Genomic DNA, 20,836 nt, shown 5'->3' with positions numbered 1-20,836 from the left:
GATGTCCAGCGAACTGTGACGTGAGGCGGTCGCGTCGAGGGGACGACGTCACAGTTCGATCGGCAGCCCCACCATGTCCGACGTCTTCTCCCAGACGACTTCAGCCAAGGCGGTGTTCTTCGCCTGAGGAGACTGCATCCCGTTCGGCTTCAGCTGGTCGAAGTAGGTGCCGCTCGGCACGCCCACCGTGGTCGGCCCGGCGAGCTGGATGAGGGGCACGGCGCCCGCGTCGGCGCTGATGCCGTAGTTGCCCTGCGTCACGAAGTTCAGCACCCGCATCGCACCCGAGTCGGTGCCGAAGCTGGTCGACACGAAGCCGGGGTGGAAGGCGTACGCCTGGATCGGCGCCCGGGAGGCGAGCTGGCTGATGAACATGTTGGTCAGCAGCTTGCTCGTGCCATAGGCGAGCCAACCGCCCGCCCACGGCCGCTTCGCCCAGTTGAGGTCGTCGAGCCTGACCCGCCCCATGACGTTGGCCGTGCTCGACGTCGAGACGACACGCCCTTCGCTCTCGATGATGCGCGGCAGCAGCAGGCGAGTGAGCAGGAAGGGGGCGAGGTGGTTCGACTGGAGGCTGCGCTCGAAGCCGTCGGCCGTGATGGCGCGGTGGCTGACGAGCCCGCCGGCGTTGTTCGCGAGCACGTCGATGCGCGGATGGTTCTCGAGCAGCGTGCCGGCCAGGGCTCGGACCTGCTCGAGGCGATCGAAGTCGCAGACGTGGAAGGCGCCGCCGATCTGCTCGGCGACGGCTCGCGTGCGGTCGGCGTTGCGGCCCACCACGACGACCTCCGCCCCGCCCTCTGCCAGGGCGATCGCCGCCTTCTTGCCGATGCCGCTCGAGGCGCCGGTCAGGATCACAGTGCGCTCACCGGTCATCGGTAGCCGCCCTTCTCGAGGCCCGCCTCGATTTCGAATCGGTTGGTCGAGGCGTCACGCCCCGCGATCGCATACAGGATCGGCATCAGCATGCCGTACTTCTGCCACTGCTCGACGTGCACCGACTCGTGGTCGAGCACGTCGTCGCCGTCGTTGTCGCGGGTGAGGTACACGCGCCCGATGCAGGTGCCGCCGCGACCGAAGGCCCACCGCGGCAGGCCGGAACACACGATGAGGTCGCCGCGCGTGCGGATCCTGCCCGTCGACAGCCGCACACCGAGCAGGAGGCCGACGCCGGTGGCGACGGCGCATCCCGCCCGGGAGACCGCGGAGTCGAGCAGGGGGTTCTTCACGGCACGCGGATCAGGAGGGGCGGCCGTAGGTGTCGAGGAGGCGTAGCCACACCTCGGTGACTGTGGGGTAGGAGGGGACGGCGTGCCAGAGGCGATCGATCGGCACCTCGGCGACGACGGCGACCGTCGCTGCGTGGAGCAGATCGGAGACCTCGGGGCCGACGAACGTCGCACCCACGATCACCTTGCGGCTCTCGTCGACGACGAGCCGGGCTTGTCCCTTGTAGGTGTCCGACTTGAGCGACGACCCGGCCACGGCCGCGAGGTCGTAGTCGACCACCTTGACGTCGATGCCCTGCTTCGTCGCTGCGTCGGCCGTCAACCCGACGCTCGCGATCTCGGGCGTGGTGAAGGTGACCTGGGGCACCGCGGCGTGATCGGCGGTCGCGACGTGCGCGCCCCACGGCTCGGCGTGGACGGGCGTGCCGAGGGCACGAGCCGCGATGACCTCGCCGGCCGCGCGCGCCTGGTACTTGCCCTGATGGGTGAGCAGTGCTCGGTGGTTGACGTCGCCGACGGCGTACAGCCAATCGGTGCCCTCGACGAGCAGCGTGTCGTCAGTCGTCAGCCAGTCGCCGGGGTGAGGCCGACGTTCTCGAGGCCGAGGTCGTTGGTGCGTGGCACGCGACCGGTAGCGACCAGGATCTCGTCGGTCACGACGCTGGTGCCGTCCGAGAGGGTGGTCGTCACGAGGCCGTGCTCATCGCGATCGACGCGGGTCGGCTCGGTGTGGAGGCGGATGTCGACGCCGAGCTCTTTCAGCGAGTCGCCGACGAACTCGCCGGCGAAGGGCTCGTTGGTGGTGAGGAGGCCGCCCCGCGCCACGAGCGTGACCTTCGCGCCGAGCTGCTGGTAGGCCGTGGCCATCTCGGCTGCGACGACGCCGCCGCCGATCACCATCAGGCTCGACGGGATGCTCTGCGCGCTGGTCGCCTCGCGGTTGGACCACGGCTTGGCGTCGAGGAGGCCGGGCACGTCGGGCATGAGGGCGTTCGAGCCCGTGACCGCGGCGACGGCGTACTTCGCGGTGTGGACCTCGCCGTCGACGGTGACCTCGCGGACACCCGTGATGGTCGCGTGGCCGCGGATCAGCTCGATGCCGGCGCCCGAGACCCAGCCGGCCTGGGACGAGTCGTCCCAGTTGCTCGTGAAGGAGTTTCGGCGATTCAGCACCGCCTGCACATCGAGATCGCCGGTCACGGCTTCGCGGGCACCGCCCACGGCCTTCGCGCCGTCCAGGACGGTGGAGCTCATCAACAGAGCCTTGGAGGGCATGCACGCCCAGTACGAGCATTCGCCGCCGACGAGCTCGGCTTCGACGAGAGCCACCTTCAGGCCGTTGCGGGTCGCATAGTCTGCGACGTTCTCTCCCACTGCTCCGGCGCCGATCACGATGAGGTCATAAGTCGTCATGGGTCGACCGTATCGCCCGCGCGCTGAGGAAGCCCATCTGGCCGCAGAACGAGTGGTTGAGCGTTCGCTGTGAGCGTCCCCCGCCCTGTCCGCGTAGCGTCCAGGACATCGACGCGACCGCGCCGACTTCTCTCGAGCAAGGAGGTCTCTCATGGGACTCAGCGACAAGATCCAGAACGCCGCCCAGGACGTCGCCGGTAAGGCGAAGGAGGCCGTCGGCAAGGCCACCGACAACGACAAGCTCGAAGCCGAGGGTCACAAAGACCAGGCCTCTGCGTCCGTGAAGAAGACCGGCGAAGACGTGAAAGACGTCTTCAAGTCGTAAGACCACCGGTCAGCCGCGTTCGAAGGCCCGCTTCCCCTCGCAGGGAAGCGGGCCTTCTGGCGTCTGTTCGTCCCCAAGCCGGTCCTGTGCTCATTTCCCTCTGAAGACCGCGTCGCCGCGCTGCTGGAACGACTGCATCCCGAGCCGCGAATCCTCGGTCTGCATCAGACGCACGAGCTCTGACTGAAGCGCCTTCTCGGCCTCGCCCTCGCCGTCCCGCACGGCGAGGCGCGCGTTGGCCAGGGTGGCCTGGACGGCCAGCGGGGCCTGCTCGGCGATCCTGTGGGCCAGGTCGTACGCGCGGTTGTAGACCTGGTCGTTGAAGACCACCTCCTGTACCAGGCCGATGCGCAGAGCCTCGCGGGCGTCGAACGTCTCGCCGGTCAGCATCCAACGCATCGCATTGCCCCAGCCGACTCGCGCGGGGAATCGGGTCGTGGCGCCTCCGAACGGCAGAATGCCACGGCGCACCTCCATCTGGCCGAACCGGGTCGTCTTCGCCGAGATCACGATGTCGCTCACCAGGGCGAGCTCCACCCCGAGGGTGAGGCAGGTGCCTTGGACAGCCATCACGACGGGCTTCGACAGCTGCTGCCCGTCGACCTGCCACGGGTTGATGCCGCCCTCGGGCACGATGTCGAGGCCCTCGGCGGTGACGGCCTTCGCCACGTCGCCGAGGTCGAGCCCGGCGGTGAAGTGCTCGCCCCGAGCGAAGAGCAGGCCGCACCACAGGTCGGGGTCGCTCTCGAGACGCCCATAGGCGAGAGCCAGCTCGTTCAGCATGCGGAGGTCGGCGGCGTTGCGCTTCTCTTCGCGGTCGAGGCCGATGATCAGCACGTGGCCGTCTTTCTCGACGGTGACGCGGGGCCGATCGGGGTCGAGGTCGAGGAGCTTCTTCGCCTTGGTGCTCGGAGTCATGCCCCGATGCTACGGCTTACCTCGCCAGCGAACCGACGATGCGCAGGATCGTGCCGAGGTCGTCGCCCGCGGCCTCGGCCGTGGCCGGTGCGAACGAGCAGATGCCGGCACCGACGAGAGGAAAGCGCTCGCGGAGAGCCGTGATCGTCTCGACGAGGTTCGCGGGCTCGAGCCCGAACGGCTGCGGGTCGAGTAAACCGTCGAACGAGGCCGGGTCGAGAACGTCCAGGTCGATGTGGATGTAGACACTGTCCGCGCCGGTTGCCGCCACGGCCTCGACGACCTCGTGGGCTTCGAGCTCGAACGCCGAGACGCTCGTCATGCCCGACGACTCGACGTAGGCATCTTCGGCGTCGTCGAACGACCGCGTGCCCGCCAAGACAACTCGGTCGGGGCTGAGGCGCGAGCCGATCGGCAGTCCGGCTGAACCGAGCTCATCGTCGGCGCGGCCGAGCAGGGCGCCCAGCACCATGCCGCTGAAGGCGCCGCTCTCGCTCGACTCGGGGGAGTGGATGTCGGGGTGGGCGTCGAACCAGACCACGCAGGTGTCTTCGCGGAGGGCGTGCCGCACGGCGGCGTACTCGACGCCGCAATCGCCGCCGACGACGAGGGCGACCTCGTCGGAAGCCTCGAGCGCATCGGTCAGCCCCTGCGTCACCGCAGCAACGGCCGACAATCGGTGGATGGTCGTGCCGAGGGCGTCACCCGCCCCCACCGGCACCTCGACCATGGTGCTGGACCGCGCCGGGAGATCGCCCAGGATCGCGTTGGCGCCCTCGGACAGTCTCATGGCGCGTGACGACGGCGAACCCTGCCACTGCGGAACTGCAACGAACCTCACCCGGTCAGTCTGGCACGACCGTCACGAACCGAGCGGCTTCGACTCCCACTCTTCGACGGGCTTCGACCCGCCGCCGAGCTTCAGCTGCGCGAGGCGCGCCTCCACCTCGGTCTGAGCGTCGAGGTCGTCGAGGCTCTCGAACTGCGCGTCGAGGCTCGACGACTGCAGCTCCTGCTGGCCCATCACCTTCGCCTCTTCGCGCCGGATCTTGTCTTCGAAGCGGCCGAGGTCGCTCGTCGGGTCCAGCACGTTGATGCTGCCGATGGCGTCGTTGACCTTGCCCTGAGCCTCGGCCATCTTCGAGCGCGCGACGAGTTCGTTGCGCTTGTTGCTGAGATCCTGGAGCTTCTGCTCCATCTGGGTGAGGCCCTTCTTCAGCTTGTCGACGACCTCGGTCTGCTGAGCGATGGTCGGCTCGGCGTCTTTGGCCTCCTTCTCGCTCGAGAGCTGGCGGCCGATGGCGACCTTGGCGAGGTTGTCGAACTTGTCGGCCTCGACCGGGTTGCCGGCGCGCAGCTCGTCGGCCTTCTTGCTCGCGGCGAGGGCCTTGGTGCCCCAGTCGGCGGCCGCGTCGACGTCTTCTTTGTGGTCCTGCTCGAGGAGGCGCAGGTTGCCGATGGTCTCGGCGACGGCACTCTTGGCGTCGGCGATCGAGTTGGTGTAGTCGCGGACCAGCTGATCGAGCATCAGCTTGGGGTCTTCGGCCTGGTCGATGAGGTTGTTGACATTGGCCTTCGTGAGCTGCGCGATGCGCCCGAAGATCGTCTGCTTTGCCATGCGCTTTTCCCTTCGTTGTGGATTGTGTGAGGTGTCACCGTGACGCTTCGTGCAGCGACCCAGGATGCGCTTTTTGCGCGGAGTGGGTTGCCGCACGAAGCAAATAAGCTCAGAACCTGCCGCCGCTGTCGTCGCGACCTCCGCCGCCGCCTCCGCCGCCTCCTCCGCCGAAGCCGCCTCCTCCGCCGAAGCCGCCGCCTCCGCCGAAGCCGCCGCCGAAGCCTCCGCCACCGCCGTTAAGCAGGCCGCCGATGATGACGCCCGTCAGGATCCCGCCGAGGCCTGCCCCTCCGGCGCCGCGGCCACCGAGGCCGCCGCCGCCGAAGCCGGGCTGCTGCTGGTACATGCCGACCTCGTCGTTGGCGTCGTTCGCGGCCGCGCTAGCCATGGCGGCGGCCTGCTGGGCCTCAGCCACGGCGTTCGCCGGGTCGGTCGTGGCGAGACTCACCGCGGTCGAGAGGTGACGTTCGGCCTCGGAGAGCCGCGTTCGCGGCCCGGCTGAGATCGCGCCGCGACGCGTCTCGATGAAGTCGCGGGCGGCGCTGATCTGGCTGCGCGCGTTGAGCAGCGCCTGGTCGAGCGTGGCCTGGACGCGCTGGCGAGCAACCTCGGCGTCGCGGACGGCTGCCATGGCGGTGTCGATGCGCGTGTTCGCGCTCGTGAGCCGGTCGAGCACGGCCAGCGGGTCGTCGCGGTTGCCGTCGGCGAACCCGAGCGCCTGCTGCACCTCACCGACGGCCTGCTGCAGTTCGGCCTCCGGCGCGGACCCTGCGGGCATCTTCTGGGCCGCCACGAGGTCGGAGCGGAGGTCTGCCGAGGCCGCGTCGATCGACGACTGCGCCGACCCGAGGGCATCCTGCGCCTTGTCGATCGCGTCGAGCAACTGCGTCACCTGAACCAGCGCCTGCTGGCCCTGCTGCACGCTGCCGACTGCCTCGCCCTTCTTCTCAGCGGCGATCTGCGCCTCGGCCTCGCTAGCCGTCTCGGTCACGAACTGCAGCAGGCGGTCGGCCTGGTCGGGGTTCTGCGCGATGCTCGACACGGCCTTCGCCGAATACGTCGCCGTCAGCGTGGTCAGGGTCCTGTCGGCGGCGTTGGCACGATCGGCGAGCGAGGCGGCCGATGTGCGCAGCCGCGCAGTGTCGTCGACGACGGTCGCCTCGGACGCTCGCAGCTTGTCGTAGGCCTCCGACTGCGCCTCGATGTCGGAGTGCGCGCCTTCGCAGAGCGCGATGATCTGCTCGGTCCACGCCCTTTTCTGCTCGGGCGTGTCGGGGATCTCGTCGTCGAGCTTCTGCCGCAGTTCGAACGCCTGCCGCGCCTTGTCCTTGGCGCTGCGCAAGGCTTCGGCGAACGGCTTCGCCGCCTGCTCGCCGAACTGTGCCATCGCGAAGCCGACCTCCTGCGAGGCCTGCGTGATCTGATCGTCGATCCCGACGAGCAGCCCTGCGGCTTTGCGGTCGAGCTCGGCCTGCGACGCCTGCGACTTCTGCAGGGCGACCGCTCTGCTCCGTCGGCGGCGAATCACCACGAAGACGATGATGGCCAGGATCACGACGACCACGATGATCAGCACGACCGGCACCCACGAGAGATCGGCCGGCCCTGCGGCCCTGTCGATGCCGGCGGCGGTCGCGGTCGCGGCTGCCGCCCACTTCGAGTCGCGCAGCTGGGGCACGAGATCCTTGGTCTCGATCGAGGCGAGCTGCGAGGTGGTGAGCTTCGAGCCGGAGTCCTTCGAGACGTCGTACTGGCGATCCTGCACCGCGATCGAGAGCAGGACGTCGTTCGTGCCGAGGTTGTTGAGGTCGGCGGTCTTCGCGCCCCACGAAGCACGGTCGGCAGGATTTGAGAAGTTCGGCACGTAGACGACGAGCAGGTTGATGCCGGTGTCCTTGTTGAGCTTGTTGAGCGATGCCGTGATCGAGGTCGTGTCGGACTTGCTCAGAACGTTGGCTTCGTCGAGGACGTACGCGCCCTTCAGGTCGACGGGCGACGTGGCATGCGATGCCTGAGCCGGCGCGAAGACGAGTGCTGCGACCGCGGCCACCAGCACCCCGAAGGTTGCGAGGCGCACCCGCGCCGCGGCCTCCCGGCGAGGGTTCCGGTGCGAAGCCTGCGCCTGATCGGTGCCGTTCACGTTGCTCCCCAGAATGATGAATGCCTGTCGTGCTGATCCCGTCGGCCCCCGTCGTGGGGGCACGCCGATGGCCGGAGTCTATCCACGTCGCGTGGCGAGGGTATGGGTTAATTGACAGGTGCCCCGCGTTCCCGCCCCCCTGCTCACCGTGGCGGCGATCTTCTCGGTGCAGTTCGGCAGCGCGATCGCGCGTCTCCACTTCGACGAGGTCGGGCCGACCGGGGCCGCGACGCTGCGCCTCGTCTTCGCCGCGGTGATCCTGGTGATCGCGGTGCGCCCCAAGGTGCGCCACTGGACGCGGCAGCAGTGGCTGGCGGCGGTGGTGCTCGGTTTCGCCCTCGCCGGGATGAACTCGCTCATCTACCTGGCAGTGAATCTGATCCCACTCGGCGGCGCCGTGACGCTCGAGTTCATGGGGCCGCTGGTCGTCGCCCTGGCCCAGACGCGACGCTGGCGAGACGCCCTGTGGGCCGTGGTCGCGTTGGCCGGGGTGCTGCTGCTCGGGTTCGGGTCGTCGGGCTCGATCGCCCTCGGGGGAGTCGTGCTGGCCTTCGGGGCGGCGGCGTTCTGGGCCGGGTACATTCTCGCCAGCTCGACCGCGGGCCGCCTGATCGAGGGATCGACGGGCTGGTGGTGGCGATCGTGGTGGCGGCCATCGTCGTCGCGCCGTTCGGGGCGGGCCGGGCGGCGACGGCCATCGCCCTCGATCCTGGGCTCGCCCTGATCTTCGTGCTGGTCGCGCTGTTGACCTCCGTGCTGCCCTATGCGTTCGAGATGATCGCGCTGCGCCGACTGCCGACGCGCGTCTTCGGAGTGCTGTCGAGCCTCGGCCCGGCGGTCGCCGCGCTGGCCGGTCTCGTGGTGATCCACCAGGGCCTCGCCCTGCGCGAGATCGTCGCGCTCGTGCTCGTGTCGGCGGCCAGCGTCGGCGTCACGCTGACGAGCCGGAAGCCGGCCGAGCCAAAGTCTCACGATGTCATCGCCACCTGAATCGTTGTAACCCGAAACAAGTCGATTCCACAGGCATTTCCCAAGAGTTCGGGGGTGCTTTGTCCCCCGCTCGGAGGGTACAGTTCTGTCTAACGGTTGCTGGTGCTCCAGCGACGGACAACGTTGTTGAGGGAGGACACCATGGGAGCTGTTCTAGAGCGCACGTCGCGGGCAGAGGTCGTCCCTCTGGGGGACGGCTGCAGTCGGGTTTCGACGCCGACGGCGGGCGTGATCGGTTTCGTTCGCGAGAACGAGGGCCGGTTCGAAGTGCTTCGTGGTCGCGTGCGCAGCGCGACTCGTGCCGAGGGGGCCTACGGCTCGCTCGACGTGGCGATCATCGCCCTCACGTACAGCTGATCGCGGCTGTCTCTTCACTTCTTGCGGCTCGGCGCTTCGGCGTCGGGCCGTTCTTCTTTGGGCGCGGTGTAACGCCAGCGGATGGCGGCGAGCGAAGCGAGCAAGCCGGCGCGCGTGGTGGAACGACACGCGGCAACAGGCACGGCACGAGATCGCGGGGAAGCGGCCATGCCGCGAACATGCAAGCCCGATCGAAGTGCCCCCAGACAGATTCGAACTGTCGCCCCTGCCTCCGGAGGGCAGTGCTCTATCCCCTGAGCTATGGGGGCTCAGGCGGTGTCTAGGTTAGCAGCCCTCCGCCCAGCGCTCCGACCAGCGGATCCCCACCCGCCGACGCACCTCCGATCAGACGAAGTGAACGGCGTGTCGGGCGCGCGGGCGTCCGATCGGTGGTGTCTCGACGCGGCGGGCACCACCGCGCAGGGTGGGCCAGGCTGGAGCGATGAGCCCCAGCGACAGCGACCGATCCGTGCGCCACCTCTTGCGGCAGGCGAAGGTCTTCCCCGTCGACATGCCGTTGTTCGACACGGATGCGGCGCCCGACGAGCCGATCGCGCTCTTCCTCGAGTGGCTGACGGCCGCCGTCGAGGGCGGGGTCGCGCAGCCGCACGCCATGACCCTCTCGACCGCCGACCGGGCGGGTGAGGTGACGGCCCGCACGCTTCTCTTGAAAGACGTCGACGACGCGTTCTGGTTCGCCAGCTCGTCGGCGAGCCCGAAGGGGCGTCAGTTGCGCATCAACCCGCGCGTGGCGCTGACGCTGTTCTGGCGCGAGCAGGGGCGGCAGGTCCGGATCCTGGGCGAGGCCGGCCATGGCCCACGTGACGTCAGCGTGCGCGATTTCACGGCCCGGCACCCCGACTCCCGCGCGGTCGCGATCGCCGTGCGGCAGAGCGACCCCGTCGACGACGCGCAGGATGCCAGGGCTCGCCTCGCCGCCGCGAAAGAGCTGGTCGAGCGTGACGACTCGTTCGCCCCCGACGACTGGACGGCCTACCGGGTCGCGCCCACCTCGGTGGAGTTCTGGCAGGCGACCACCGGCCGTGACCAGGTTCGGCTGCGATACGACCGCCAGGGCGCGGCCTGGGCGAAGAACCTGCTCTGGCCGTGACCGAACGGGCGACACAGCGGCCGTCAGCGGCCACCCTCCAGACGCCCGGTGTGTCCTAGCCGCGGGCCTTGAGAGCCGCGAGGGCCGCGTCGACGATGGGCTCGGCCCCGCCGGGCTCGAAGAAGACCGGCGAGTCGGAAATCGCGACGACCCAGTAGTCGCCGGTGAACGCCTCGGCCGTGCCGGTCTTGCCGCTGAGAGAGAAGTAGCCCTCACCCGAGAACGTCGGAACGGGCTGGCTCGCCGTCACGAGGGCGTTCTCGAGGCGCGTGACGCTGTTCGCCGAGTACTTGCCGACGGCGAGGGTCAGAGTGGCGCCGCTGGAGGAGTCCTTCCAGGTGCAGGCCGTGCCCTTGTCGGCGGCGATGACCGCCGCGTCGGTGTTCGCGGGCACGACGGGCGTGCTGTCGGCGACCATTCCCGAATACGTCGCCTGCATGACGGCGCTGGGCGCGAGCGTGGCGCACGAGACGTGCAGCGGGCTGGAGTCGAGGTTCGTCGCCCCGGCCTTCGAGGTCGAGGTGCCCGTGGGTGTCGCCGCAGCGGGAGCGGAGCCCGCGGTCGTCGGCGACGGCTTGGCCGAGGTCGACGTGCACGCCGTCAGGGCCGCCGCGGCGAGCAGGGCGAGAGCGGCCGCGGCGGTCGCTCGAGAGGCGAGGCGCCGTGCCTGCGGGATGTTGTGGGCACGGACGGGCAGGGTTCGGGAGGCCGTGGGCATGGAGACCATCATCGTGCCTCCGCCAGGGCAAGTCATCCGAGCGAGGCCGGCGACGGAGCAGCGAGGCCACGCCGGGCGTCGGCACCGGCGGACTGCCCGGCGCGCCCCGGTAGGATTGTCGACCGTGACTCCCGCCGAACTCGCAGCCTCACTGCTCGCCATCGTCCAGGGCATCGTGGAGCGCCGACGCGCCGCCGACTCCGCCCTCGCGCCGGTCGAGGTCACGACCGCCGACGTGGTGCTCGAGCGGCCGAAGAACCGCGATCACGGCGACTGGGCGTCCAACGTCGCGATGAAGTTCGCCAAGCGCCTCGGCACGAACCCGCGCGCCCTCGCCGACGACATCGCCGGCGACCTCGCCGAGATCGACGGCGTCGCCACGGTCGACGTCGCGGGCCCCGGATTCATCAACATCAGCCTCGATGCGGCTGCAGCCGGTGCCCTGGCCAAGACGATCGTCGAGAGCGGCGCCGACTACGGCACGGGCGACTACTACCAGGGCGTGAAGATCGACCTCGAGTTCGTCTCGGCGAACCCGACCGGCCCGATGCACATCGGGGGCGCCCGCTGGGCGGCCGTCGGCGACAGCCTCGCTCGTGTCTTCGAGGCCGAGGGCGGCCTCGTCACCCGCGAGTACTACTTCAACGACCACGGCGTGCAGATCGACCGCTTCGCGCGCAGCCTTCTCGCCAGCGCCCTCGGCGAGCCGACCCCGGAAGACGGCTACGGCGGCACCTACATCTCCGAGATCGCCGCGCGTGTGATCGAGACCTACGACGAGGACATCGCCGATCTGCCCCGCGACGAGGCCCAAGAGCTGTTCCGAGCCGTAGGCGTCGACTTCATGTTCGCCGACATCAAGAACTCGATGCACGAGTTCGGCGTGGACTTCGACGTCTTCTTCCACGAGAACGAGCTGTTCGAGACGAAGGCCGTCGACCGCGCCCTCGACCGCCTCCGCGACCTCGGCCACGTCTACGAGGCCGACGGTGCGACCTGGATCCGCACGACGGAGTTCGGCGACGACCGCGACCGGGTCGTCATCAAGAGCGACGGCGAGGCCGCCTACATCGCCGGCGACATGGCGTACTACCTCAACAAGAGAGAGCGCGGCTTCGAGCGCAACCTCATTCTGCTGGGGGCCGACCACCACGGCTACATCGGCCGACTGATGGCGCTGACGGCGGCATTCGGCGACGAGCCGGGCAAGAACCTCGAGATCCTGATCGGACAGCTCGTCAACCTGATCCGCGATGGTGAGCCCCTGCGCATGTCGAAGCGCGCCGGCACCGTCGTCACGATGGAGGATCTCGTCGAGGTCGTCGGCGTCGATGCGGCCCGCTACTCACTGGTGCGTTCGTCCATGGACTCGATGATCGACATCGACCTCGACCTGCTCACCAAGCGCAGCAACGAGAACCCCGTCTTCTACGTGCAGTACGCGCACGCTCGCACCTGCGCCGTCGACCGCAACGCGGCAGCATCAGGCGTCGACCGCAGCGCTTTCGATGCGTCGCTGCTGACCGACCCGACAGAGGCGTCTCTGCTCGGCGCGCTCTCCGAGTTGCCCCGCGTCGTCACGCAGGCCGCCGAGCTTCGCGAGCCCCACCGGGTCGCCCGCTACGTCGAAGAGGTCGCCGGCACCTACCACCGCTGGTACGACGCCTGCCGCGTGACCCCGCTCGGCGACGAGGAGGTCACCGACCTCCACCGCACCCGCCTCTGGCTGAACGACGCGGCGGGGCAGGTGATCCGCAACGGTCTCGGCCTCCTCGGCGTCTCGGCCCCCGAGCGGATGTAGGCATGGTCGACGCCTCGAACGGCACCACCCTGCCCGGCGCCGCACCGCGCCGCCGCCGCACGGGCACTCGCGTGTTCGTCGCGGTGGTCGTGGTGATCGTCGTGCTCGCGATCCTGGCGGTCATCGCCGAGCTCGTCGTGCGGAGAGTCGCCGACGCGGATGCCGAGAAGCGCATCGACTCGTCGCTGCCCGCGGGCACGACCGGGTCGGTCGACGTGTCGATCCACGGGTTCTCGGTGATCCTGCAGCTGCTCCACGGCAGCCTCGACGACGTGTCGCTGACGTCGCACGACCTCGTGGTGCAGAAGGTGCCGGTGACGTTCTCGGCCACCGCCGACGACGTTCCGTTGGCCGAGGGCAAGACGACGGGGCCGATCACGGCGAAGCTCACGGTCGACCAGAACGGCCTCAACGAGTCGAAACTGCTGCAGAAGGCCAGCGGCAGCATCGCGCTCGGAACCGGGTCGTTCTCGTACGACAGCTCGATCTCGATCCTGGGCCTGAAGCTCCAATACAAAGTCACCGCCACACCGACGATCGCCTCCGGTGGCAAGGCCATCACGCTCACCCCGACGAATGCCGCCATCCGGTCGTCGAACTCGTCGATCGACGTCAGCTCGCTGCTGTCGTTCTTGAAGACGCAGCCGCCGACGATCTGCATCGCATCGTCGCTGCCGACGAGCGCCCGCCTGACCGGGCTCGAGGTGGCGCCCGGCACGGCGACGTTCGATCTGCGCTCGACCGGGCTGCCGCTCGACGACAGCGCCCTCTCGAAGACGGGAACCTGCTGATGGCCGCCGCGAACCCGCTCGCCCCGTCGTGGCTGACCGTGCCCCACGACGCCAACGACCTCCCGCTCGAGGTCTGGCCCGCGACGACCCGGCGCGACGCCGAGGGGAGGCTCACCATCGGCGGCGTGTCCGCCGATGAGCTGGCGGCCACTTACGGCACCCCTCTCTACGTGGTCGACGAGGCAGATTTCCGCGCGCGCGCGACGGCCGCGGTCACCGCCTTCCGCGACGAGATCGGCCGCATCGGCTCGTCCGCGAACGTCTACTACGCCGGCAAGGCCTTCCTCTCGGCCGAGGTGGCCCGCTGGGTCACGGCTGCCGGGCTGGGCGTCGACGTCTGCACGGGCGGTGAGCTCGCCGTAGCCCTGGCCGCGGGCGTCGACCCGGCCCGCATCGGCTTCCACGGCAACAACAAGTCGCGCCGCGAAATCGATCGGGCGGTCGACGCCGGCGTCGGTGCCATCGTCATCGACTCCCTGGTCGAGATCGGCAGGATCGCCGAGGCGGCGTCCCGTCACGATCGCCGTCAGAGCGTCCGTCTGCGTGTCAATTCCGGCGTGCACGCCTCCACCCACGAGTACCTCGCCACCGCTCGCGAAGACCAGAAGTTCGGCATCGCCCTGGCCGACTCCGCCGCGGCCGTGGCCGAGATCCGGTCGCACCCCGAGTTGCGCTTCCTCGGCCTGCACTCGCACATCGGCTCGCAGATCTTCGGCACCGAGGGCTTCGGCGAGGCGGCCTCGCGTCTCCTGGGCCTCCACGCAGACCTGCTCGCCGGCGGCCCCGTGCCCGAGCTGAACCTCGGCGGCGGTTTCGGAGTCAACTACACCCGCGCCGACAGCGCGGCCCCGATCGCTGACCTGGCGCGCGGCATCGCCGACGTCGTCGCCGCCGAGTGCGGGCGCCTGGGCATCGACGTCCCCGTCATCGCCGTCGAGCCGGGCCGCGTCATCGCGGGCCCCGCCGGCGCGACGCTCTACACGGTCGGCACGATCAAAGACATGCAGGTGTCCGTCGACGACCTGACCACCGCCGTGCGCCGCTACGTGAGTGTGGACGGCGGGATGAGCGACAACGCGCGCACGGCGCTGTACCGGGCCGACTACTCGGTGCGCATCGCGAATCGGGTGAGCCATCAGGATCCTGCGCTCGTCAGGATCGCGGGCAAGCACTGCGAGTCGGGCGATCTCGTCGTGCTCGCCGACTACCTGCCCGGCGACGTCGAGCCCGACGACCTCGTCGCCGTGCCGGTCACCGGCGCGTACTGCTGGAGCCTCGCCAGCAATTACAACCACGTCGGCCGCCCCCGGTGGTCGCCGTCCTGGACGGGCGCTCGCGCGTCATCGTCCGCGGCGAGAGCGAAGACGACCTGCTGGCGCGCGACGCCGGCCTCGACACGGAAAGCACCACATGATCGAATACCGCAATGTCCGAGTGGCGCTGCTCGGCGCCGGCTCCGTCGGCAGCCAGGTGGCCCGCCTCCTGCTGGAGCACGGTGACGAGTTGGCCGGCCGCGCCGGAGCAGGCCTCGAGCTCACCGGCATCGCCGTCCGCGACCTCGAAGCCGAGCGCGACGTCGACCTTCCCCGCGAGCTGTTCACGACCGATGCCCGCTCGCTGATCCTGGGGGCCGACATCGTCGTCGAGCTCATCGGCGGCATCGAGCCTGCGCGCACGCTCGTGCTCGAAGCTCTGGGCTCGGGCGCCGACGTGATCACCGGCAACAAGGCCCTTCTGGCGAGCCACGGGCCCGAGCTCTTCGAGGCCGCCGAGCAGGTCGGCGCCCAGCTCTACTACGAGGCCGCCGTCGCCGGGGCGATCCCCATCATCAGGCCGCTGCGCGAGAGCCTCGCGGGCGACCGCATCGTGCGCGTGATGGGCATCGTCAACGGCACGACCAACTTCATCCTCGATCGAATGGACACCCTCGGCGAGTCGCTCGACGACGCCCTGGCCATCGCGACCGAGCTCGGCTACGCCGAGGCCGACCCGACGGCCGACGTCGAGGGGTACGACGCCGCTCAGAAGGCGACGATCCTCGCCAGCCTGGCATTCCACACGACGGTGCCCCTCATGGCGGTGCACCGCGAGGGCATCACCCAGGTCACTCATGAGCAGGTCGAGGCGGCGCGCAAGGCGGGCTACGTGCTGAAGCTGCTCGCGATCTGCGAGCGACTCGTCGACGACGACGGCACCGACGGTGTGAGCGCGCGCGTCCACCCGGCGCTCGTGCCGCTCGGCCACCCGCTGGCCGCGGTGCACGGCGCGAAGAACGCCGTCTTCGTCGAGGCCGAGGCCGCGGGCGACCTCATGTTCTACGGCGCCGGCGCCGGGGGAGTGGAGACCGCCTCGGCGGTGCTCGGCGACCTCGTCTCGGCAGCCCGACGCCACGTCATCGGCGGCCCGGGCCTCGCCGAGTCGAACCACGCGGGTCTCCGAGTCCTGCCCATGGGCAACGTCTCGACGAGCTACCAGATCACCCTCGACGTCGCCGACCAGCCCGGCGTGCTCGCCACCGTGGCCGGCATCCTGGCCGAGCACGACGTGAGCGTCCAGACAGTCGAGCAGACATCGGGCGTCACAGCGCAGGGCGCGAAATCCGCCACCGCTACGCTGATCATCGGGACGCACCGTGCCCGCGAGTCTTCGCTCGCCGCCACGGTCGCCTCTCTCACCACCGCAGCCGTCGTGAACTCCGTCACGAGCGTGCTCAGAGTCGAAGGAGCCTGATGGCCCACCAGTGGCAGGGTGTCCTGCGCGAATACGCCGACCGTCTCGACGTCACCGACCGGACCCCGATCGTCACGCTCGGCGAGGGCGGGACGCCCCTCATCCCGGCGCGCGCACTGAGCGAGCGCACCGGCGCCGAGGTCTGGGTGAAGTACGAGGGCATCAACCCGACCGGCTCGTTCAAAGACCGCGGCATGACGATGGCGATCTCGAAGGCCGTCGAGCACGGTGCGAAGGCCGTCATCTGCGCCTCGACCGGCAACACGTCCGCGTCGGCCGCCGCCTACGCCGCTCACGCCGGCATCACGGCCGCCGTGCTGGTGCCCGAGGGCAAGATCGCCATGGGCAAGCTCAGCCAGGCCGTGGCGCACAACGGCCAGCTGCTGCAGATCCAGGGCAATTTCGACGACTGCCTCGACATCGCTCGGGACCTCGCCGCGAACTACCCGGTGCACCTCGTCAACTCGGTCAACAACGACCGCATCGAGGGCCAGAAGACCGCTGCCTTCGAGATCGTCGACGTGCTGGGCGACGCGCCCGACTTCCACTACCTCCCGGTCGGCAACGCCGGCAACTACACCGCCTACACGCGGGGCTACCGCGAAGACCTCGAGGCCGGTCGCGCCTCGAAGCTGCCCCGCATGTTCGGGTTCCAGGCCTCAGGCAGCGCCCCGATCGTCGAGGGCTCGGTCGTCAAGCACCCCGAGACCATCGCCAGCGCCATCCGCATCGGCAACCCGGCCTCCTGGCAGTTGGCTCTCGAGGCGCGCGAGCTCACCGACGGCTACTTCGGCGCGATCACCGACGCGAAGATCCTCGAGGCGCACCGCATCCTCTCGCGCGAGGTCGGCGTCTTCGTCGAGCCGGCGTCGGCGATCAGCGTCGCGGGCCTTCTCGAGCGGGCCGAGGCCGGCCAGGTCCCGGCAGGATCGAGAGTGGTGCTGACGGTCACCGGCCACGGGCTCAAAGACCCGCAGTGGGCCCTCAAGACCGAAGACGGCGGCGAGGTCAGGCCGACCGTGGTCGGCGTCGACACGGCCGCGGTCGCCGATGTGCTCGGACTGGTACGAGCCACGACATGAGTGACATGCCCGAGGGGGCATCTCCTGCGCCGTCGACTGCCGGCGGCGCGACGGGAGCCTCCGTTCGCAGCCGCTTCGTCGACCTCACGGGCCGCAGTGTGCTCGTGCGGGTCCCCGCGACGTCGGCGAACCTGGGCCCGGGATTCGACACGCTCGGCCTGGCACTGGCGTTCTACGACGAGCTGACGGTGACCGCGCGCCGAGAGCCCGGCGTCGTCGTGAACGTCACCGGGTCGGTGCCGGCGAGGTGCCGATTGACGAGACCAACCTGGTCGCCGTCGCCATCGCGCACGCGTTCGCGAAGCTGGGCCAGCCCCTGCCGGGTCTCGTGCTCGAGGCGCACAATCAAATCCCGCATGGTCGCGGCCTGGGGTCGTCGGCCGCGGCGATCGTGTCGGGCATCATGGCGGCAAAGGGGCTGCTCGAGGGCGTCGTCGATGTCTCCGCCCGTCAACTGCTCGGCCTGGCGACCGACCTCGAGGGGCACCCCGACAACGTCGCACCGGCCCTCTTCGGCGGTCTCACCATCGCCTGGACCACCTCCGACGGCCCTTCCTACAAGCGCCTCCTGGTGCACCGCGGCGTGTCTCCCGTTCTGTTCGTGCCCGAGTCGACCCTCTCGACGAAACTGGCCCGTTCGCTCCAGCCCGCGTCCGTGCCGCACGAGGATGCCACGTTCAACGTCTCCCGATCGGCCCTGCTCGTCGCCGCGCTCATCCAGAGCCCCGAGCTGCTGCTCGCCGCGACCGAAGACCGCCTGCACCAGAGCTATCGGGCGAGTGCGATGCCCGAGACCGACGCGCTGATCCGCATGCTGCGCGACGCGGGTCTCGCCGCGGTCGTGTCGGGAGCCGGCCCCTCGATCCTGGTGCTCGGAAGCGACCCGGCGCAGCGTCTCTTCGCCGCCGATCTGATCGCCGAGCACTCCGTCGGCGACTGGCGCCCGCTGATGCTGGCCGTCGATCTCAAGGGTGCTACAGTGGTGCCGCACCCGGTAGAAACCGCGTCGTCTGCTCTCTGAGCATGTGCCGTGAAGCCCGGGTTGCACGTTTCTCCTGTACTCACCCCAGCGCGCACCTTCTCCCTTCGATGTGCAACCGCACAATCCCCAGAGAGATGTAAGCCTGCGCGTGGTCGTTGCCCAAGGCACGACCGGCTCACCCCCGCCGATCCGCGCGGGGGAGCGAAAGGAACCCATCTCTTGACCGACAACATCACCGAGTCCGTCGCCTCCCTCACGGCGAAGCGGCTTCCCGAACTCCAGGCCATCGCCTCGACTCTCGGCATCAGCGGCATCTCCAAGCTGCGCAAGGGCGACCTCGTCGCGGCCATCGCCGCAGCGCAGGGCGTGCCCGGCGTCGAGGTGCCCGCGATCGTCAAGGCCGTCGCCGATGGCGCTGCCTCCGACGAGGCCGCTGCCGCCGCGCAGCCCACGCTCGACGAGCCGGCCGCCGCGCCCCGCACCGTCGAGGCGCCTGCTGCCGAGGCCGCCGCTGCCGAGGCTCCGGCCGCCGCCGCGCCGACCCGCGCGAAGCGCGCCCCGCGCCGCGCGAGCAGCGCCGGTGCAACCGCACCGGTGTCCGCGTCCGGCCACGCCAACCAGGGTGACTCCGGCGTCGCCCCGCTGATCGAGCTTCCTGCCGAGACAGCAGTGCCCGCCTCGGCCGAGGCCATCGCGGCCGACAGTGACGCAGCCGTCGTGTCGACCAAGGCCACCGCGCCCACCGCCGAGACCGCTTCGGCTCCCGCCGAGGGTGGCCGCCGTCGCCGCGGCTCGCGCCGTGCGACCGACGCCACCGCAGCGAAGGCGACCGAGGCCGCGGCCGAAGACACGACCGCTGCCGAGGCAAAGCCCGAGATCACTCTCGATCTGCCGCCGCGGCAGTCGCGCGCCGACCGCACCCGCGCCGAGCAGTCTCGCCTCCGCGAGCAGCGCGAGGCCGAGGCCGCCGCCGAGGCTGCCACGCAGCGTGTCGAGTCGGGCGACGCCGAGGGCGCCACCAATGCCGCGACAGAGACCGAAGCCGCCGCGCAGAACTCCGACAAAGGCGCGGACCAGGGCCAGCAGCAGGGCGGCAGCCGTCGCAACCGCAACCGCAACCGGGGCGACCGCCAGAACGGCAACCAGCAGGGCGGCAACCAGCAGGGCGGCAACCAGCAGAACGGCAGCAACCAGCAGAACGGCAGCAACCAGCAGGGCGGCAACCAGCAGAACGGCGGTCAGCAAGGCAACCAGCAGGCCGCACAGCAGAACAACGCCCAGCAGAACAGCCAGCAGGACAGCGATGCCGGCGACGACCGCCGCCAGCAGGCTCAGCAGGGCAACCAGGCTCAGAAAGACCAGGCCGCCGCGCAGCAGAGCGGCGATAACGACAGCCGTTCGGGCCGAAACCGTCAGCGCGACCGCAAGCGCGGCCGCTCGAACCAGAACGACGACTTCGAGCCCGAGATCACCGAAGACGACGTGCTGATCCCGGTCGCCGGCATCCTCGACGTGCTCGACAACTACGCCTTCGTCCGCACCACCGGCTACCTGCCCGGCGCCAGCGACGTCTACGTCTCGCTCGGTCAGGTCAAGAAGTACCACCTCCGCAAGGGCGACGCGATCGTCGGCGCCATCCGCCAGCCGCGCGAGGGCGACAACCAGCAGGGTCGTCAGAAGTACAACGCGATCGTCAAGATCGACTCGATCAACGGCCAGACCATCGACGACGCCGCCAAGCGCGTCGAGTTCTCCAAGCTCACGCCGCTCTACCCGCAGGAGCGCCTGCGCCTCGAGACCGAGCAGTCGAAGCTCTCGACCCGCATCATCGACCTCGTGTCGCCGATCGGCAAGGGCCAGCGCGGCCTGATCGTGTCGCCGCCGAAGGCCGGCAAGACGCTGGTGCTGCAGGCCATCGCCAACGCAATCGCCCAGAACAACCCCGAGGTCCACCTCATGGTCGTCCTGGTCGACGAGCGCCCCGAAGAAGTCACCGACATGCAGCGCACGGTGAAGGGCGAGGTCATCGCCTCGACCTTCGACCGCCCTGCCGAAGACCACACCACGGTCGCCGAGCTCGCCATCGAGCGCGCCAAGCGCCTCGTCGAGCTGGGCCACGACGTCGTCGTGCTGCTCGACTCCATCACCCGTCTCGGCCGCGCCTACAACCTCTCGACCCCGGCGTCCGGCCGTGTGCTCTCGGGTGGTGTCGACTCGTCGGTGCTCTACCCGCCGAAGCGCTTCTTCGGCGCCGCTCGCAACATCGAGAACGGCGGCTCGCTCACGATCCTGGCCACAGCCCTCGTCGAGACCGGCTCGAAGATGGACGAAGTGATCTTCGAGGAGTTCAAGGGCACCGGCAACATGGAGTTGCGCCTCTCGCGCCACCTGGCCGACAAGCGCATCTTCCCCGCCGTCGACGTCAACGCCTCGGGCACGCGTCGCGAAGAGATGCTGCTCAGCCCTGACGAGGTCAAGATCACCTGGCGCCTCCGCCGTGCCCTCGCGGGTCTCGACCAGCAGCAGGCGCTCGAGATCGTGCTGCGCAACCTCAAAGAGACGCAGTCGAACGTCGAGTTCCTGGTGCAGGTGCAGAAGTCGGTTCCGGCCGCCAACGGCCACCAGGAGTAA

17 protein-coding genes, 1 tRNA gene and 3 pseudogenes are annotated in these 20,836 nt (G+C 69.6%); 12 read left to right on the top strand and 9 right to left on the bottom strand.

Going from position 1 to position 20,836, the window contains the following annotated elements:
- Positions 1-48 precede the first annotated feature (48 nt).
- The 3 genes and pseudogenes from AX769_RS14810 to AX769_RS14800 all read right to left on the bottom strand — a co-directional run bounded on the left by AX769_RS14810 (position 49) and on the right by AX769_RS14800 (position 2,642).
- Positions 49-876, bottom strand: coding sequence for an SDR family NAD(P)-dependent oxidoreductase (locus tag AX769_RS14810; RefSeq protein WP_066280826.1), 828 nt, complete (start codon positions 874-876; stop codon positions 49-51).
- Positions 873-1,229 (bottom strand): Fe-S oxidoreductase, encoded by a 357-nt coding sequence (locus AX769_RS14805; protein WP_066280823.1) that lies wholly within the window; start codon positions 1,227-1,229, stop codon positions 873-875. The genes AX769_RS14810 and AX769_RS14805 overlap by 4 nt, the downstream gene beginning before the upstream one ends.
- A 10-nt stretch (positions 1,230-1,239) precedes the next feature.
- A pseudogene (locus tag AX769_RS14800) lies at positions 1,240-2,642 on the bottom strand (NAD(P)/FAD-dependent oxidoreductase).
- Positions 2,643-2,793: 151 nt separating this feature from the next.
- Here AX769_RS14800 and AX769_RS14795 point away from each other — a divergent pair.
- Positions 2,794-2,967: a CsbD family protein gene (locus AX769_RS14795; RefSeq protein WP_066280821.1), complete on the top strand. Its 174-nt coding sequence runs from the start codon at positions 2,794-2,796 to the stop codon at positions 2,965-2,967.
- Positions 2,968-3,057: 90 nt separating this feature from the next.
- Here AX769_RS14795 and AX769_RS14790 read toward each other — a convergent pair whose 3' ends face one another.
- The 4 genes from AX769_RS14790 to AX769_RS24750 form a co-directional block, all read right to left on the bottom strand.
- The gene (locus AX769_RS14790) at positions 3,058-3,885 is read right to left on the bottom strand and encodes a crotonase/enoyl-CoA hydratase family protein (RefSeq protein ID WP_066280819.1); all 828 of its coding nucleotides are present in this window, start codon (positions 3,883-3,885) and stop codon (positions 3,058-3,060) included.
- Between the two features lie 16 nt (positions 3,886-3,901).
- Positions 3,902-4,675 (bottom strand): arginase family protein, encoded by a 774-nt coding sequence (locus AX769_RS14785; RefSeq protein ID WP_066280817.1) that lies wholly within the window; start codon positions 4,673-4,675, stop codon positions 3,902-3,904.
- Between the two features lie 72 nt (positions 4,676-4,747).
- Positions 4,748-5,503 (bottom strand): PspA/IM30 family protein, encoded by a 756-nt coding sequence (locus AX769_RS14780; RefSeq protein ID WP_066280816.1) that lies wholly within the window; start codon positions 5,501-5,503, stop codon positions 4,748-4,750.
- Between the two features lie 109 nt (positions 5,504-5,612).
- Entirely contained in the window at positions 5,613-7,643 is a 2,031-nt protein-coding gene (locus tag AX769_RS24750; protein WP_066280811.1) for a TPM domain-containing protein, read from the bottom strand.
- A 118-nt stretch (positions 7,644-7,761) separates the two neighbouring features.
- On the opposite strand from AX769_RS24750, the gene AX769_RS14770 reads away from it, so the two are divergent.
- The 3 genes from AX769_RS14770 (at position 7,762) to AX769_RS24080 (ending at position 8,990) form a co-directional block, all read left to right on the top strand.
- Positions 7,762-8,367, top strand: a complete 606-nt coding sequence (locus AX769_RS14770; protein WP_239451805.1) for a DMT family transporter — start codon at positions 7,762-7,764, stop codon at positions 8,365-8,367.
- Positions 8,289-8,633, top strand: a complete 345-nt coding sequence (locus tag AX769_RS25330) for an EamA family transporter (protein ID WP_239451804.1) — start codon at positions 8,289-8,291, stop codon at positions 8,631-8,633. Before AX769_RS14770 ends, AX769_RS25330 begins: the two co-directional genes overlap by 79 nt.
- Before the next feature lie 141 nt (positions 8,634-8,774).
- Entirely contained in the window at positions 8,775-8,990 is a 216-nt protein-coding gene (locus AX769_RS24080; protein ID WP_157887648.1) for a hypothetical protein, read from the top strand.
- A 197-nt stretch (positions 8,991-9,187) separates the two neighbouring features.
- On the opposite strand, the gene AX769_RS14765 is transcribed toward AX769_RS24080, so the two are convergent.
- A tRNA-Arg gene (locus tag AX769_RS14765) sits at positions 9,188-9,259 on the bottom strand.
- 173 nt (positions 9,260-9,432) lie between these two features.
- Between AX769_RS14765 and AX769_RS14760 the strand changes: the two genes are divergently transcribed.
- Entirely contained in the window at positions 9,433-10,101 is a 669-nt protein-coding gene (locus tag AX769_RS14760) for a pyridoxal 5'-phosphate synthase (RefSeq protein ID WP_066283759.1), read from the top strand.
- 55 nt (positions 10,102-10,156) lie between these two features.
- On the opposite strand, the gene AX769_RS14755 is transcribed toward AX769_RS14760, so the two are convergent.
- Positions 10,157-10,819: a hypothetical protein gene (locus AX769_RS14755; protein ID WP_157887647.1), complete on the bottom strand. Its 663-nt coding sequence runs from the start codon at positions 10,817-10,819 to the stop codon at positions 10,157-10,159.
- Positions 10,820-10,943: 124 nt separating this feature from the next.
- Between AX769_RS14755 and argS the strand changes: the two genes are divergently transcribed.
- The 7 genes and pseudogenes from argS (at position 10,944) to rho (ending at position 20,836) form a co-directional block, all read left to right on the top strand.
- Entirely contained in the window at positions 10,944-12,620 is a 1,677-nt protein-coding gene (argS, locus tag AX769_RS14750; protein WP_066280807.1) for an arginine--tRNA ligase, read from the top strand.
- 2 nt (positions 12,621-12,622) lie between these two features.
- A complete protein-coding gene (locus AX769_RS14745) occupies positions 12,623-13,411 on the top strand; it encodes a DUF2993 domain-containing protein (RefSeq protein ID WP_066280802.1) in 789 nt (262 codons plus the stop codon).
- Positions 13,411-14,825: pseudogene (lysA, locus tag AX769_RS14740) on the top strand (diaminopimelate decarboxylase). Before AX769_RS14745 ends, lysA begins: the two are co-directional and overlap by 1 nt.
- The gene (locus tag AX769_RS14735) at positions 14,822-16,141 is read left to right on the top strand and encodes a homoserine dehydrogenase (protein ID WP_066280800.1); all 1,320 of its coding nucleotides are present in this window, start codon (positions 14,822-14,824) and stop codon (positions 16,139-16,141) included. Before lysA ends, AX769_RS14735 begins: the two are co-directional and overlap by 4 nt.
- On the top strand, positions 16,141-17,223 hold the full coding sequence (gene thrC, locus AX769_RS14730) for a threonine synthase (protein ID WP_066280798.1): 1,083 nt from the start codon (positions 16,141-16,143) through the stop codon (positions 17,221-17,223). The genes AX769_RS14735 and thrC overlap by 1 nt, the downstream gene beginning before the upstream one ends.
- A 5-nt stretch (positions 17,224-17,228) precedes the next feature.
- A pseudogene (thrB, locus tag AX769_RS14725) lies at positions 17,229-18,244 on the top strand (homoserine kinase).
- A 180-nt stretch (positions 18,245-18,424) separates the two neighbouring features.
- Positions 18,425-20,836, top strand: coding sequence for a transcription termination factor Rho (gene rho, locus AX769_RS14720; protein ID WP_066280795.1), 2,412 nt, complete (start codon positions 18,425-18,427; stop codon positions 20,834-20,836).

This window comes from Frondihabitans sp. PAMC 28766 (genome assembly GCF_001577365.1).
Lineage (GTDB): Bacteria > Actinomycetota > Actinomycetes > Actinomycetales > Microbacteriaceae > Frondihabitans.
Note: the sequence above shows the minus strand (reverse complement) of the source record. Positions and strands in the feature narration are given on the sequence as shown.

Excerpts from the sequence above, each read along its gene's own strand:
- AX769_RS14810 (WP_066280826.1), bottom strand. The coding sequence starts at position 876 with ATGACCGGTGAGCGCACTGTGATCCTGACCGGCGCCTCGAGCGGCATC.
- AX769_RS14795 (WP_066280821.1), top strand. The coding sequence starts at position 2,794 with ATGGGACTCAGCGACAAGATCCAGAACGCCGCCCAGGACGTCGCCGGT.
- AX769_RS14790 (WP_066280819.1), bottom strand. The coding sequence starts at position 3,885 with ATGACTCCGAGCACCAAGGCGAAGAAGCTCCTCGACCTCGACCCCGAT.
- AX769_RS14785 (WP_066280817.1), bottom strand. The coding sequence starts at position 4,675 with ATGAGACTGTCCGAGGGCGCCAACGCGATCCTGGGCGATCTCCCGGCG.
- AX769_RS14780 (WP_066280816.1), bottom strand. The coding sequence starts at position 5,503 with ATGGCAAAGCAGACGATCTTCGGGCGCATCGCGCAGCTCACGAAGGCC.
- AX769_RS24080 (WP_157887648.1), top strand. The coding sequence starts at position 8,775 with ATGGGAGCTGTTCTAGAGCGCACGTCGCGGGCAGAGGTCGTCCCTCTG.
- AX769_RS14760 (WP_066283759.1), top strand. The coding sequence starts at position 9,433 with ATGAGCCCCAGCGACAGCGACCGATCCGTGCGCCACCTCTTGCGGCAG.
- AX769_RS14755 (WP_157887647.1), bottom strand. The coding sequence starts at position 10,819 with ATGCCCACGGCCTCCCGAACCCTGCCCGTCCGTGCCCACAACATCCCG.
- AX769_RS14745 (WP_066280802.1), top strand. The coding sequence starts at position 12,623 with ATGGTCGACGCCTCGAACGGCACCACCCTGCCCGGCGCCGCACCGCGC.
- AX769_RS14735 (WP_066280800.1), top strand. The coding sequence starts at position 14,822 with ATGATCGAATACCGCAATGTCCGAGTGGCGCTGCTCGGCGCCGGCTCC.
- thrC (WP_066280798.1), top strand. The coding sequence starts at position 16,141 with ATGGCCCACCAGTGGCAGGGTGTCCTGCGCGAATACGCCGACCGTCTC.